This window comes from Pseudoalteromonas sp. JB197, from assembly GCF_002332205.1.
In the GTDB taxonomy this organism is placed as follows: domain Bacteria; phylum Pseudomonadota; class Gammaproteobacteria; order Enterobacterales; family Alteromonadaceae; genus Pseudoalteromonas; species Pseudoalteromonas nigrifaciens.
In genome coordinates, this window is record NZ_NRGZ01000001.1 from 1,151,898 (window position 1) to 1,167,010 (window position 15,113).

The window sequence follows — 15,113 nt, forward strand, 5'->3', positions numbered from 1 at the left end:
CATTGTGGGTAATGAGGAACACGTAATGAGTATTGAAAAAATATTAGCATCGGCGCCAGTTGTGCCAGTAGTGGTAATCGAAAAATTAGAAGATGCAGCGCCACTTGCTAGAGCCTTATATAACGGTGGCTTAAAAGCGCTGGAAATTACTTTGCGCACGCCCATTGCGGCAGAAGCGGTAAAACTAATGAAAGCAGCTGTACCTGAGGCCTATGTAGGCACAGGTACGGTAGTTGATAAAGCCAGCTTTGATGCTTCGGTAGCTGCAGGCGCTGACTTTATGGTAAGCCCAGGGGTTAGTGACGAGCTACTTGAACTGATAAAAACGAGCGATATCCCGTTTTTACCAGGCGCTGCTACGCCAAGCGAAGTTATGAAACTAGCGTCGCACGGTTTTAAGTATTTAAAGTTTTTTCCGGCAGAAGCCGCAGGCGGAACCGCCATGCTTAAATCAATCGGTGGGCCATTACCCGATATTACTTTTTGCCCAACGGGCGGCATAACGCTCGCTACTGCACCTAACTACTTAGCACTAAATAATGTTATTTGTGTGGGTGGTACCTGGATGTTAGATAAACAACTAATTGAAAATAAAGACTGGCAAGCTATTGAAGCGCTTGCTCGACAAGCTTGTGAAGTAAATAGGAGTCAAAAATGATTAACGTAGCAATTAATGGCTATGGCCGTATAGGCCGCAATGTATTGCGTGCACTTTACGAGTCGGCACAAAATAATGAGATTAAAATTGTTGCAATTAACGATTTAGCCCCAGCTAATGTTAATGCTCATCTTACGCAATTTGACTCAGTACACGGACAATTTGCTCATAAAGTAACGCTAGCCGATAACACTATGCTAATTGGCGACGATGTTATTACTTTAACGCAAGAGCGCGACCCAGCAAATTTACCGTGGAAAGCACTCGATGTTGATATTGTTTTAGAGTGTACAGGTTTGTTTACTACGCGCGAAGCAGCCGCTAAGCATATTACTGCTGGCGCTAAAAAAGTAATTGTTTCGGCACCGGGCAAAGATATGGATGCAACCGTAGTGCATGGCGTTAACAGCGAAGTACTTAATGCACAAAGCCAAATTATTTCAAACGCTTCGTGTACTACTAACTGTTTAGCACCGATTGCTAAAGCAATTAACGACACGGTAGGCATTGATCAAGGCAGTATGACCACTATTCATGCATATACCAACGATCAAAACTTATCAGATGTATATCATCCTGATCTATACCGTGCACGTAGTGCAACGCAGTCGATGATCCCAACTAAAACTGGCGCAGCTGCAGCTGTTGGTTTAGTGCTACCTGAACTTGCAGGCAAGTTAGATGGTATGTCGGTACGTGTGCCTACAATTAACGTTTCTTTGGTTGATTTTACGTTTATTGCGAAGCGCGATACCAGCATTGAAGAAATTAATGCAATTATGAAAGAAGCGTCAACGGGCTCAATGAAAGATATTTTACAATATAATGAGCTGCCGCTTGTTTCTATTGATTTTAACCATAACCCAGCGTCTTGTGTGTTTGATTCAACACAAACCAGAGCGAATGGTAAACTGGTTAAAGTTATGGCTTGGTACGATAACGAATGGGGTTTTTCAAACCGCATGTTAGATCAAGTTAAAGCGTTAGGTAAGTTTTTATAATTTTAGAGTTTAAGGTTATATAAATAACGTTAAAAACCACGCATTGCGTGGTTTTTTTGTGCCATTTATAAATTTACGACGTTTTATAACTGTGTAGTTAGCTGTGTGCTTAACTGCGAAAGTGTGGGGCGCTGTATAATATCAGTTGTCATGCATTGCTTAGCTAGTTGCGCAAGCTTAACTGCTATTGCATTATTGTCGCTGCAAACACTTAGTAAATCATCAATTAAACAACCTAGCGCGCGTACTTCAATTAATTGCATTTGCTGGCGCTGATATTCACTCAACATAGCTAAATTAGTTGCTGCACCAAAATCGCCAAATAACACATCTGCGTCTTGGTTTACCATAGTGTTATGCGGATACACATCGCCATGGCTTACTTTATTTGCATGCAAATGTTGTAGGGTACTGGCCATTTGTTGCACAATTTTATAAATAGCTTGGCTACTATAATTACAGCCATCTGCGAAGGTGTCGCGAGTACACGTTTGTAAACTTGGCGGTAATCCTAAATTGCTAAAGCTATTATCTATTAGCTCCATTACTAAACCAAGTTGGCTGCCTTGCTCTATATAGGCAAGTACCTTAATTAAATTGGCATGTTCCTTTGCCTGCAAGCAGCAATTAACTTCATCAAGCGGATAACCATCGCTGGTTATTGCGCCTTTAAACAGCTTAATAGCTACCGCTTTATTTGCAGCTTTTGCAAGGTGAATAACCCCAGATGCACCTTGGCCAATAACGTGCTGTAATGTGTAATCACTCAGTGGCTTATTCTCTAAACTACTTTTTGTTAGGCACTGGGCTTTATTAAAGGTGTTACCAGCAAAGGCCAGCCAAGTAAGCTTTGGTAACTCAAATAACCAGTTATCTAGGTGCGTTAAGTTATTGGCAGATAAGCGCACTAATTCTAAGTTTGTACACTGCTGCATACTGCTTGGCAAAGTGCGTAACCGGTTACCCGCTAAAGCAAGTTTGCGCAGCTGTTTAAGCTCGCCGAATGATGCGGGTAATTGCTCAATACGGTTGTCGGTTAATATTAACCACTGTGTTGTAAGCGGCAGGCTATGCTGGGCAAACTCACTAATTTGATTGCCTTTAAATGCGATCATAACAAGTGCTGGGCATTGTGCTAAAACAGCAGGAATATGCTTAAACTGATTAAACGATAAAAACACCCGTTTAAGGCGGGTTAAACTGGCAAACTCTGCGGGTAAATCACTCAGGTTATTATTAGATAGGTCGAGTACTTCTAGGGTGTCGGCAAGGGTAAAAATTTCTTTTGGGAAATCAGTGAGGTTTTCCACCAATTGTAAGTGGCGAGCACCGCTTAAAGCACCGCTGCGTAGTTGTTCAAGGGTATTCAAAATTAACTAATCCATTTTACAAAAACAAAAAGGCCAAACTAAGTTGGCCTTTGATCACGTTTTATTATTAACGCTTAAAACTCTGCGTTGTGGTAAACGTTTTGTACGTCGTCGCAATCTTCTAGCATAGCTAAAAAGCGCTCCATAACCTCAACATCTTCGCCTTCAATAGGCGCTGCTATTTGTGGTACAAACGAAATTAAATCTTCGTCAAATTCAGTAACGCCCATTTCTTCAAGTGCTGTGCGAGTATTGTTGTACTCAGTATGTGGTGCAAATACAGTTACCTTGCCGTTTTCAACTTCTACGTCGGTTACATCTACATCAGCCATCATAAGTGCTTCAAGTACTGTTTCGTCGTCATCACCGTCAAATACAAAAATTGCAAGGTGATCAAATAAATGCGAAACCGAGTTTTGTGCACCAATTTTAGCGTTAGCTTTAGTAAAGCAAACACGTACATCAGCAAAGGTACGTTTATTGTTGTCGGTTAAACAGTCAACAATAATCATACAGTTACCCGGGCCGTAACCTTCGTAACGTGTGGCTACGTAGTCTTCACCGCCGCCGCCTTTTGCTTTGTCTATTGCGCGGTCAATAACGTGCGCCGGAACTTGGTCTTTTTTAGCGCGCTCAATTAAACGACGTAGCGATAAGTTACCGTCTGGATCGGTACCGCCATTTTTAGCACAAATATAAATTTCTTTACCGTACTTAGAATAAACTTTAGTTTTAGCACCCGCAGTTTTAGCCATTGAATCTTTTTTGTTTTGGTAAGCTCTTCCCATCTGCGTTTCGCCTTTAAATATAAGTATTAAAATAATTTTCAGGGGCATAGTTTAAAGGTAAAAGTGGGGTAGGGCTAGTAACTATTAAATAGGATGAGTTAAGTTTTATACTAAGGGCTATAAATATAACTGAGCAGAAAAAATATAACCCGCACTGGCGGGTTATATTTAATTGCAATTTAGCGCTTTATTACCAAATGCGTACGCGTTGATCTTCAGGAAGATACAGCTCATCGCCTGGTTTTACATCAAATGCTTTGTACCATGCGTCGTGGTTACGCGGGGCTTGTGCTCTAAAGCGACCTGGCGCATGCGTGCCACCGCGCAGCTGATTTAACATGCTTTGCTCGGTGCGTTTTTCTTTCCATACTTGTGCCCAAGCAAGAAAGAAGCGCTGATCGCCAGTAACACCGTCAATAACCGGTGCTTCTTTACCATTTAGGCTCAGTTTGTAGGCATGATAAGCCATGGCTAAACCACCCACATCACCAATGTTTTCACCTAGGCTATTACGCCCGTTAACAAAGTTACCTTCAATTGGCTCATACTTATTGTACTGCGCTGCTAACTGGTCGGCTTTTGCGTCAAATGCGGCGCGATCGGCATCAGTCCACCAGTTACGTTGGATCCCGTTTTCGTCTGACTTTGAACCTTGGTCGTCAAAACCATGGCCCATTTCGTGGCCAATTACTGCGCCAATGCCGCCGTAGTTTACTGCTGCGTCGGCATTTGGATCGAAAAATGGTGGTTGTAAAATTGCCGCTGGAAATACAATTTCGTTAAATGAACTGTTGTAGTAAGCGTTAACGCGCTGTGGTGTCATACCCCAACGGTTACGATCTGTTTTTTGCAGCTCTTTTGCAACGCTTTCGGCTTGAAAAAACTCACGCATGTTTTTTACGTTGCCGATTAAGTCGTTATTACTAATAGTTAAACCTTCGTACGACTGCCATACATCTGGGTAACCAATTTTTGGTACAAATGCAGCTAGTTTAGCGCGCGCATTTACTTTGGTTTCTGCGCCCATCCACTCTAGGTTATCAATACGCTCACCTAATGCGGTACGCAAGTTTTCGACCAGTTCAGACATTTGTTGTTTTGACGACTCAGGAAAATAACGTGCTACGTATATTTTACCAATAGCAAAACCAAGTGAATTGGTGCTCGACATTTCATCTATAGCACGTTTCCAACGCGGACGAGGCTCTTGCTGACCATTTAACTCTTTACCAAAAAATGCAAAATTAGTATTAAAAATATCTTCAGAGAGCAAGTTAGCGTTACCACTTATTGCGTGGTAGGTTAAATAATCTTTCCATACCGCTAAGTCTTCTTGATTGATTAATTCAATCATGGCTTTTATTGGCTCTGGTTGCGATACATTTAACTGCGGTACTTTGTAGCCTGTTTGAGCAAAATATGCATCCCAGTTAAAGTCAGGGTAGGCAGTGCTTAGCTCGTCGCGTTTAATTTGATTTAATGTAAGGTCGCGGTTACGGCGCTTTTCGCGTGGCCAATGGCCTTGTGCAATTTTGGTTTCTAGCTCTAAAATTGCCTGTGCGCGCTCATTGGCGTTATCTGCATCGGCAAATTTAAGCATGTCGGCAATATGAGCAACATAGGCGCTACGCGTATTAACAAAACGTTCTGAGTCTTCAAGATAGTATGAACGATCGGGTAAGCCTAAACCGCCAGCCCCTAACGACATTTCGTATTTATTAGGATCTAAGCGGTTAAACCACATGCCACCACCAAGCGGGGCTTTAACACCGGTTAACCAAGACTGACCAAACATTTTGGCTAAGTCGTCGGTTGATGATATTTCACTTATTTGCGTTAAAAGCGGCTTAATTGGTGTTATGCCTAGCTTATTAAGTGCTTTGGTGTCCATGTAGGCGTTGTAAAAGTCGGCTACTAGTTTTTCATCGGCATTTAAGTCTTTACGCGCGGCAATTTCTTCAATAATTACTTTAACGCGGTCTTCGCTGCGCTCGGCCAATGCCGAAAATGCGCCATAGCGGGTTTTATCAGCAGGCATGCTGTAATTGTCATACCAAGTGCCACTGGCGTACATAAAAAAATCGTCGCCTGGTTTAACCGCTTCGTTACGTGCAGCTAAATCAACACCAAAACTACCCAACTCTGCTTTTTCTGTTGTTGCGGCTATTGGTGCAGTAGGTGCTGGTTGTACTTGCGTTTTTGATGTTTGTGGCTCTGAACAGCCGGTAATAAATGTGGCAGCTAATGCAGCTGCAATTAAACTCTTTTTCATTGTGTTCCCCTGAGCTTTCACTCTGTTTAATTAATATTTTTTATTATTGTAAATATTATCTTAACCTAGGTTCAGGTTATTTTAGTAATTGTTATTTATAAGAGGCTGCTAAACAAACCTTTTGAGGTGAGTCACCCTAGAGGTCGATAAAATAGCAAATAAAGCCTTTATACGAGCAATATTAATGGTATTTATGTGTTTTTTGCTTGTTCTTGCTGCAATTGCCACATTTGCGCATATTGGCCGTTAAGGGCTAGTAACTCAGAATGTGTGCCTTGCTCAAGAAGCTCGCCTTTATGCAATACTAAAATATTATCGGCATCTATTATGGTTGATAAGCGATGGGCAATCACTATGCTAGTATGGTTTTGTGTGACAGCGCGTATAGCCGTTAAAATAGCTTGCTCGGCATGGGAGTCGAGGGCTGAGGTGGCTTCGTCAAAAATTAAAATAGGCGATTTTTTTAAGATTGCGCGGGCAATGGCTATGCGTTGTTTTTCGCCGCCCGACACTTTTAAACCGCGCTCGCCTACTAAGGTTTTATCGCCTTTATCAAGGCTGTTTATAAACGCTGTTAAATGCGCCATAGCAATGGCTTGATCTATTTCGGCCTCGCTGGCTGTTGGCCTGCCATAAGCAATGTTTTCGCGTATTGAAGTATTAAATAGCACGGTATCTTGCGGCACTATGGCTATAGCTTGGCGTAAACTGTGCAAAGTTACGGTGTTTATAGGTTGCTTATCTATAGTGATACTACCTGATGACACCTCATAAAAACGATACAAGAGCCTAGCTAATGAGCTTTTTCCTGCGCCACTTGCACCGACTATTGCTACCTTAGTGCCGGGTTTTACGCTAAAACTAACATTGTTAAGAATAGGGCGGTTAGCATCGTAACTAAAACTTACATTGTTAAAGCTAACCTCACCTTTAGAGAGTGTTAGTAGTTGTGATGCAGGAGTGTCGGCAATGTGTGGTTTTTTGTTGAGCAGCCCAAGCATGTTTTCAAGGTCGGTAAGGGCGCGTCTTATTTCGCGATATACAAAGCCTAAAAAGTTAAGCGGTAAAAACAGTTGGATCATATACGCGTTTATCATTACGAGCTCACCAATGCTAAGTGTACCGGTTACTACTTCGCTTGAGCCTAACCACATAAGTGCGGTAATGGCGCTGGCTATAATTAACGCTTGCCCAGAGTTTAGTGCCAATAACGACATGCGGTTTTTTAATCGGGCTTTTTCCCAGCGTGCTAAAAAGGTGTCGTAGGTGCTGGCTTCAAACTCTTCATTGTTAAAGTATTTTACTGTTTCGTAGTTTAGTAAGCTGTCGATAGCGCGGGTATTACTTAAGTTGTCGGCGGTGTTAGCTTCGCGAATAAAGCGATTGCGCCACTGGGTTACGGTTACTGTAAAGGTAATATATATGGCAACTGCAAGTAGGGTTATAAGCGCAAACCAGATAGAAAACAAAGTGCCAAAAATTAATGCAACGGTAAGAATTTCAAATAGAGTAGGCACAATGTTAAACATTAAAAATCGCATTAAAAAGCTCAAACCGCTGGTGCCACGCTCTATATCGCGACTTATGCCACCGGTTTGTCGATCTAAATGAAAAGCCAGTTCAAGCGAATGCAAATGCTTAAACACCTTTAGGCCTATGTCGCGCATGGCGTGTTCGGTAACTCGCGAAAAAACCGCATCGCGTATTTCACCTAAAAATACGCTGGCAAAGCGCAGTGCACCGTACATAATAAGCAGTAGGGTAGGAATAAAAAGCACTGGGTGAATAGATTTATCAACGCTATCAATAATTTCTTTTAGTGCCCACGGCATAAGTAAAGTAGCACCTTTAGCGCCTACCAGTGCCATAGCTGCAATAAAAACTCGCCCTTTAAATTGTGTGATATAAGGCCAAAGTGTTTTTATACTTTGGCGCAGGTTCATTGCGTCGGGGCGTTTTACTGAGCTTTGTTTAGAGCGCATGAATGATCTCGGTTTTTATAATGGGTATAAATTGCTGTGGATTTAATTTTTCATCAAGCTAAATACTTAATTAGACTATTGTATTTTAAATAGCTGCCCTTATATACTAGTAATCCTTAATTAAAGTTTGAAAATTGATGTTTAAATTTCGTTTGTTTTTAACTGCATTTTTGCTTATTACTGCACTTTTTAGTGCATGTAGCGAAGCCGCGCCAGTTAAACATGGTTTAAACACTGCAAATTCTACTTTAATATCTGCTGCTTTTTCAGCAGCTCCTTTCTCACTAGATGCTACTTCATTAGATACTACTTCATTAGATGCTACTTCATTAGGTAATGTTTCATTAGGTATAAGTCACCCCTCCATATTAGTTAAAGTATTGCATGCTAAACAACAAACTAAGCCTAATAAAACAGCGTTTGATGCACTGCAACCTAGGCTAACTGCCAGTAATTCATCGTTGTTTTTATTTAGTGCGCAAACAGAGCCTGAATACGACGTTATTTATGAGTTTTTTATTCATACGCTAGCAAGGCAGTTTTATTTACAACCTAAAGCTATAAGCACGGCACTACCTTGGTATACAGTTGTTTCTAATAGTAAAAAGTCTCGTATTAGTGGCTGGAAAGAAGCTAACTTACTTTACAGCGCTACCAACACCCATCACGCTTAATTTCCTTATTTAATAATTAATAGGTTTTAACTTTTAAAGTTTTAGCTTGCAGATTAATTGTGCTTTTTTAAGCGCTTATCAGCTAGTTGCTGATAGTAAGGAATAACAATGTTGAGTTTTAAAAATAATAAAAAGCCGTTTATGGCTAAATTTAAATTAAGCACCTTTGCTATGTTGGTGGTATTACTGCTACTGGCAATGAGTGCGTTACCTAATTTATATCCAAACCAGTCATGGTTGTATATTAGTGCAGCCCCACACAGCAAAATACAAACACCCCCGAGCACTAATACCTTAGTTACATTTTTAAATGAGCAAGGCTTAAATGTGGCGCAAGCGTATGAGTCGCAAGCAACAATAAATGTGCTGCTTAACGAGCCAACAAAAAGTGCCCAGGCACAAGCGGCTATAAAAGCGCAATATGCAAATACTCAGACCAAAATTGTTGAGCGCGCTACCAGTCCAAGCTGGTTACAAAGCTTTGGACTTTCGCCAATAAAGTTAGGTCTAGATTTAAACGGTGGGGTGCTATTTGTACTCGATGTAGATTTAGACAAAGCTATTGATGAGCAACTAGTGAGTGCGTATCAGCAAGCTAAATCAATCATAATTAAGCAAAAGGCACATGGAGTAAAAGCGCTGCAAACTCAAACTGGGTTTGTAATAAATGCTCTACCTAATGCTGGTGATAAATTAACCCCTGTTATTAAAGAGCTGCAAAGCCGCTTTGCTAACTTAGCAGTAGTAACAAACAATAATGGCACAGTTAAAACGGCGCAATTTAGTTACTCAGAGCAAGGGCGAAGCGCGTTTGATAAAGAAGTTATGAGCCAAACCCTCACAACTCTACGTTCGCGTATTGAAGAGCTGGGCATAACCGAAGCGGTAACACAGCGCCAAGGTAAGCAGCGCATTCGTATTGAACTACCTGGAGTGCAAGATCCTACCGAGGCGAAACGCATTATTGGCGCAACGGCATCCCTGGGGTTTTATCAATTAAAAGCTGTGGGTGGGCAAACCTTTAATTTACAGACGGGCGGTACTATAAAACTCGACCCTGTGCCAATTTTTACCGGTGAGCATATTAATAACGCTCATGCTGGGCGCGACGATTGGAGCAAACCGCTAGTGCAGTTAAGCCTTGATAGCCAAGGCGGCGATGCTATGTCGGCATTTTCTAAAGCTAATATAGGTAAACCTATGGCGACGGTTTACTCAGAGTATTCGCAAAATGCTAAAGGAGAGGTAGTTAAAAAGAGTGAGGTTATTAATGTAGCCAATATTGCTCAGCACTTAAGTTCGCGTTTTAGCATAACCAATATGCAAAGCCCACAAGCCGCGGCCGACTTAGCGCTATTGTTACGTGCAGGCTCGTTAAGTGCGCCGGTTACTATAGTGCACGAACAAACCATAGGGCCAAGCTTAGGCAGCGAAAATATAAGTAACGGCTTAGCCGCCCTAATGTTAGGTATGGGTATTACTTTGGCATTTATGGCTATGTGGTACAGACGTTTAGGGTTAATTGCCAACGTAGCACTTATTTTAAATTTAACCTCATTAGTGGGTTTAATGTCGTTATTGCCTGGGGTAGTGCTTACGCTTCCCGGTATTGCCGGATTGGTGCTAACCATAGGTATGGCAGTAGATACCAACGTCATTATATTCGAACGTATAAAAGAAGAGCGCCGTAAAGGCCGCGCGCCTTATCAAGCTATTGAGCAAGGGTATAAGCAAGCATTTAGCACTATTTTTGATGCCAATATTACCACTATGATCACTGCACTTATTTTATACGGTATAGGTTATGGGCCAGTGAAAGGCTTTGCAATTACTTTGGCGCTGGGTTTAGTAACCAGTATGTTTACAGGCGTGTATGTATCGAAAGTGTTGAGCCAAAGTTTGTATTTAAAATTGGGTAAAAAAAGCGGAGTAAGTACAGATGCTTAATTATTTTTTAAAAGGCGAAACCGGCACACGCATGCGTTTTATGGGCTTGGTTTTAAGTACAGTATTAGTATTGCTATCGGTAGTAACCTTAGCGCAAAAAGGGCTTAACTTTGGCCTAGATTTTACCGGTGGTTACTTAACAGAATTTACGACTAGCCAAAGTATTGAGCTAAAGCAGCTTAAAACTTTTATAGCTAAAAATCACAACGGTGAGTTTGAGCTAACAGCCCAAGGGAATAACCACTTTCAATTAAGAGAAGCGCCAGCTATTAATCAATCTGCGAGTAATAGCAGCAACGATTGGCAAAGTGCGGTAACACAAAGCACCGACATAAATGCCACGGTATTGTCATCGGCCTATATTGGCTCGCAAGTGGGCGATGAGCTATTTGAACAAGGCTGTTTGGCACTTCTAGCAGCTATGGTTGCAGTAATGCTGTATTTAGCGATAAGGTTTGAATGGCGTTTAGCCCTTGGCTCGGTAGTTGCTTTAACACACGACTTAATATTGGTGCTGGGTTTGTTTTCGCTATTACAGCTTGAATTTAACTTAACCGTATTAGCCAGTTTATTGGCAATTATAGGCTACTCACTTAATGACTCTATAATTGTTGGTGACAGGGTGCGTGAGCTATTAAGAGTTAAATTAAATGCCAGTATTAGCGTATCCAGCATTATAAATAGTGCGATTAAAAGCACCCTAACGCGTACCTTAATTACCTCAGGCACCACTTTAGCCACAGTAGCAAGTGTGTGGCTATTAGCTGGAACACCGCTGCAAGGCTTTGCTATTGCGTTATTTAGTGGCATTGTTGTGGGTACGTTTTCATCTGTTTGTATTGCCGCCACCTTGCCCGAGCTAATGGGGTTAAGTGCTAAAAACTACGAAGTGAAAATAGATAGCCAAAGCCAAGCGCTCATGGATATGCCATAAAGGCTCAAAGCATACAAATAAACAAAGCTTAGGGGCCAAACTATTGTGTTTAGCCCCCGTAGCAATGTTAAACTGCTCGCAATATTTTACTGTATGTGTGTAAACCCCATGAACAAAGCCCACGTTATTGAACACCTTAAGTTTGCCCTAGAGGCGCAGCTTACCACCGCAAAAGTGGCCGCTAAAACAGCGCACGACACCGCCACGCACGAAGAAAACATAGCAGAAAACAAATACGATACCCTAGGGTTAGAGGCCGCCTATTTAGCCCAAGGCCAAGCGCAGCGCGTAAATGATTGCTATAAAAGCATGGAGTTATTTAAGCCCATATTTAATCAGCCAGCCAGTAGTAAAATAGCCATTGGCTCGCTAGTGTGCCTAGAGGATACAAATGAGCAGCAAAAATGGTTTTATTTAGGCCCAAGCGCAGGTGGGTTAACCGTAGAGGTTAAAGGTTTAACGATTGCCGTTGTAACCCCCGGCGCACCACTAGGTAAGCTGTTATTAAATAAACAAATTGATGATGGCATTAGTTTAACCATTGCCGATGTAAAGCACGATTATGACATTGTAGAAATTTTATAAAATATTGGTTGTAAGCAAAGCCCATTTTTAAGTACCACAAAACTTATTTATTCCCCCTCATTTTATTGTCGGATGGCATGGCTTCGCCACTTATCCGACCTACATTAATAATTTTCATCTTCACGCTAAAAATATCTCGTTTGTTAGTTTATCAAAAAGGCCTTATAAAGCAGATGTGGTTTAGGATTACCTAAACTAAAGCACCCATCTTATTAAGTGACACGCGCAATGCACCACTTAGTACGATGGGTGTTTCTATTTTTAATGCTTAATTATAAAAAATTAAGCATGCTTTTATAATTAGACTTAACTAGGAAAAGTCGTGTTTAAAACCTTAATTGTGGTTGATAACAACGAGCAAACTCTTGCTCAATCATTCGAAAATGTTATTACGTTTAATACTTACCTACGTGACTATCCAAAACGTGATGAACCTAAAACTCGCATTATTAACTTATGTGACTCAAGCCAATACTTGAGCAAAGGTTACTATTGCTCGCTACTCGCTGAAGCGCGTAAGCACCAAGTATTACCAAGTGTAAAAACAATAAATGCGTTACGTAGCGGCCAAGCACCTATGCACAATGTTGGCCAAATAGATGGCGCTCTATACTTTGGTAATGCCACTAACGATGAGCAAACAAAAGCGGCTAAATCGGTATTTAAACAATACCCGGCGCCTATTTTATTTGTTGATAACCAAGGCTTATTACAACAAGGGTCGTTATCGTCATTAGATGAGCAACAGTACAGCGATTTTGTAGCTAAGTTGAATAACTTTACCCAAACGCAATGGCGTATTACTGCGGAGCGACGTCGTTTTCGCTGGGACATGGCAATACTTGTTGATCACAATGAAAAGGTGCCACCGAGCGATAAAGACGCAATAGCAAAGTTTATTAAAGCAGCGGCTAAACATGGTATTAATGCCCAAGCATTAAGCTTTGACGAAATAGACAATATAGCCCAGTTTGATGCGTTATTTATTCGTCAAACTACAGCAATTGACCACCCAACATATCGCCTTGCTAGCAAGGCACAAAGCTTAGGTTTAGTGGTTATTGACGATGCGGAGTCTATTTTACGTTGTTGTAATAAAGTGTATTTACACGATGCGTTTAACTATCAAAAAGTACCTAGTTTAAAAACAGTGGTTGTGGCTGATCAGTCAAGCGAGACTCTTGAGCAGTTAGAAGCGGCGTTTACCTACCCGTTAGTATTGAAAATGCCAGAAGGCTCGTTTTCAAAAGGGGTATATAAAGTAACGAACCGTGCTGAGCTGGAAGCTAAGTTAACTGAGCTATTTGAATTTAGTGCTTTAGTGCTTGCACAAGAATACATGTACACCGAATACGATTGGCGAGTAGGGGTACTAAATGGCCGTGCAATTTACGCGTGTCGTTACTTAATGGCGCGTAACCATTGGCAAATTTATAACCACGATGCAAAGCGGTTTTTTTCGGGTGGCTTTGAAACATTGCCTACTTTTGAATTACCAAAAGCGGTATTAGATGCAGCATTAAAAGCGTGTAAAACAGTGGGTAAGGGTTTATATGGCGTTGATGTAAAAGAACATCAAGGGCGTGCTTATGTACTTGAAGTAAACGATAACCCAAGTATTGATCATAAAGTAGAAGACGGCTATTTAGGCGATGAGCTTTATATGATCATTATGGATGAGTTTAAACAACGCCTTGAAGCTAGGGGTCGTGGTTAATGGCAAAAGCCATGGTTGAGAGTGTGGTTAATGAACAGACTGAGCAAGTGGTTATTCGCCAAGCGCTTATCAGTGATTTAACCGCGCTTACAGCACTTGAAAATGCTTGCTTTAGTAACGACAAGCTTAGCCCGCGCAGTTTAAAGCGCTGGCTAAGTGCTAAGCACGGTATTTTATTAGTTGCCGAGCAAAATAATGCGTTATGCGGTTATGGGCTAATTTGGTGCCATAAAGGCACTCGTCTAGCGCGTCTTTATTCGCTTGCTGTATTACCTACCATGCAAGGCAAAGGCATTGCAAAAATGCTACTTATTGCACTTGAAAAAGCCACCGCAGAGCGTGGGCGAATTTATCTGCGTTTAGAAGTGGCTGTAAATAACGACAGCGCAATTGGTTTGTATAAAAGCTTAGGTTATCGGGTGTTTGGTCAATATAGCGATTATTACGACGATCACAGCGATGCGCTACGCATGCAAAAAAACATTCGTAAAACCAGTGAGCTTAAGTTAGCACGGTTAACTCCGTGGTATCAGCAAACTACTGAGTTTACCTGTGGTCCTGCGGCGTTGTTAATGGCTATGGGGAGCTTAGATGCTAGCACTGAACTGACTCAATCACATGAGTTGTCATTATGGCGAGAAGGCACTACTATTTTTATGACCTCTGGGCATGGCGGCTGCCATCCGTTTGGTTTAGCACTGGCGGCACATAAACGTGGTTTTAACAGCGAGGTAATTGTTAATACCCTAGAGCCGTTGTTTTTAGATGGCGTGCGCAGTGAAAATAAAAAAGTAGTATTAGCAACGGTACATCAGCAGTTTGTAGATGGCATAACCGCTGCCAAAATACCGCTTAGTAATAAAGATGTTGAGCTTGAAGACATTGAGCGTTGGCTGAAGCAAAATTTTAGCGTGTTGCTCTTAATCAGTACTTATCGGTTTGATGGTAAAAAATCACCGCATTGGGTGTGTGTTACGCATTTAGATGAGCACTGTGTGTATGTTCATGATCCGTTTTGTGAGCCAGGAAGTGATAGTCAATTGGCTATAGATTGCCAATATGTGCCTATTGCCCGCAGCGACTTTAGTAAAATGTCGGCGTTTGGTAGCCAACGCTTAAGAACAGCAGTGGCTATTGCTAAATCAAAAAATTGTTAATATAAAATTAAATTATTCATATATGAAT

At 41.4% G+C, this 15,113-nt stretch carries 12 protein-coding genes; 8 read left to right on the forward strand and 4 right to left on the reverse strand.

The features are described 5' to 3' along the window. Window positions 1–25: 25 nt before the first annotated feature. Window positions 26–658 carry a bifunctional 4-hydroxy-2-oxoglutarate aldolase/2-dehydro-3-deoxy-phosphogluconate aldolase gene (gene eda / locus CIK86_RS05500; RefSeq protein WP_011328048.1) on the forward strand — a complete coding sequence of 211 codons (633 nt, stop codon included), beginning with the start codon at window positions 26–28 and terminating at the stop codon, window positions 656–658. Continuing rightward, window positions 655–1,659: a type I glyceraldehyde-3-phosphate dehydrogenase gene (gene gap / locus CIK86_RS05505; protein WP_086995984.1), complete on the forward strand. Its 1,005-nt coding sequence runs from the start codon at window positions 655–657 to the stop codon at window positions 1,657–1,659. Before eda ends, gap begins: the two co-directional genes overlap by 4 nt. An 83-nt stretch (window positions 1,660–1,742) precedes the next feature. On the opposite strand, the gene CIK86_RS05510 is transcribed toward gap, so the two are convergent. The 4 genes from CIK86_RS05510 to CIK86_RS05525 all read right to left on the reverse strand — a co-directional run bounded on the left by CIK86_RS05510 (window position 1,743) and on the right by CIK86_RS05525 (window position 8,071). Further along, window positions 1,743–3,029, reverse strand: coding sequence for a leucine-rich repeat-containing protein kinase family protein (locus tag CIK86_RS05510; protein ID WP_086995987.1), 1,287 nt, complete (start codon window positions 3,027–3,029; stop codon window positions 1,743–1,745). Window positions 3,030–3,103: 74 nt separating this feature from the next. Beyond that, window positions 3,104–3,817, reverse strand: coding sequence for a YebC/PmpR family DNA-binding transcriptional regulator (locus CIK86_RS05515; RefSeq protein WP_011328051.1), 714 nt, complete (start codon window positions 3,815–3,817; stop codon window positions 3,104–3,106). Window positions 3,818–4,007: 190 nt separating this feature from the next. Next, window positions 4,008–6,089, reverse strand: a complete 2,082-nt coding sequence (locus CIK86_RS05520; RefSeq protein ID WP_086995990.1) for a M13 family metallopeptidase — start codon at window positions 6,087–6,089, stop codon at window positions 4,008–4,010. A 191-nt stretch (window positions 6,090–6,280) separates the two neighbouring features. Continuing rightward, window positions 6,281–8,071, reverse strand: coding sequence for an ABC transporter ATP-binding protein/permease (locus tag CIK86_RS05525; RefSeq protein ID WP_086995993.1), 1,791 nt, complete (start codon window positions 8,069–8,071; stop codon window positions 6,281–6,283). Window positions 8,072–8,208: 137 nt separating this feature from the next. On the opposite strand from CIK86_RS05525, the gene CIK86_RS05530 reads away from it, so the two are divergent. From CIK86_RS05530 to CIK86_RS05555, 6 genes are all read left to right on the forward strand, one after another. Further along, window positions 8,209–8,745: a hypothetical protein gene (locus CIK86_RS05530; RefSeq protein WP_086995996.1), complete on the forward strand. Its 537-nt coding sequence runs from the start codon at window positions 8,209–8,211 to the stop codon at window positions 8,743–8,745. Window positions 8,746–8,853: 108 nt separating this feature from the next. Next, window positions 8,854–10,692 (forward strand): protein translocase subunit SecD, encoded by a 1,839-nt coding sequence (gene secD, locus CIK86_RS05535; protein WP_086995999.1) that lies wholly within the window; start codon window positions 8,854–8,856, stop codon window positions 10,690–10,692. Further along, the gene (gene secF / locus CIK86_RS05540; protein ID WP_086996002.1) at window positions 10,685–11,626 is read left to right on the forward strand and encodes a protein translocase subunit SecF; all 942 of its coding nucleotides are present in this window, start codon (window positions 10,685–10,687) and stop codon (window positions 11,624–11,626) included. The genes secD and secF overlap by 8 nt, the downstream gene beginning before the upstream one ends. 108 nt (window positions 11,627–11,734) lie before the next feature. After that, window positions 11,735–12,211, forward strand: a complete 477-nt coding sequence (locus CIK86_RS05545) for a GreA/GreB family elongation factor (protein ID WP_041454691.1) — start codon at window positions 11,735–11,737, stop codon at window positions 12,209–12,211. 322 nt (window positions 12,212–12,533) lie between these two features. Continuing rightward, window positions 12,534–13,928 carry a RimK family protein gene (locus tag CIK86_RS05550; RefSeq protein WP_086996005.1) on the forward strand — a complete coding sequence of 465 codons (1,395 nt, stop codon included), beginning with the start codon at window positions 12,534–12,536 and terminating at the stop codon, window positions 13,926–13,928. Beyond that, complete coding sequence (locus CIK86_RS05555; RefSeq protein WP_176359679.1) at window positions 13,928–15,085, forward strand: GNAT family N-acetyltransferase/peptidase C39 family protein; 1,158 nt, start codon at window positions 13,928–13,930, stop codon at window positions 15,083–15,085. The genes CIK86_RS05550 and CIK86_RS05555 overlap by 1 nt, the downstream gene beginning before the upstream one ends. Window positions 15,086–15,113 lie beyond the last annotated feature (28 nt).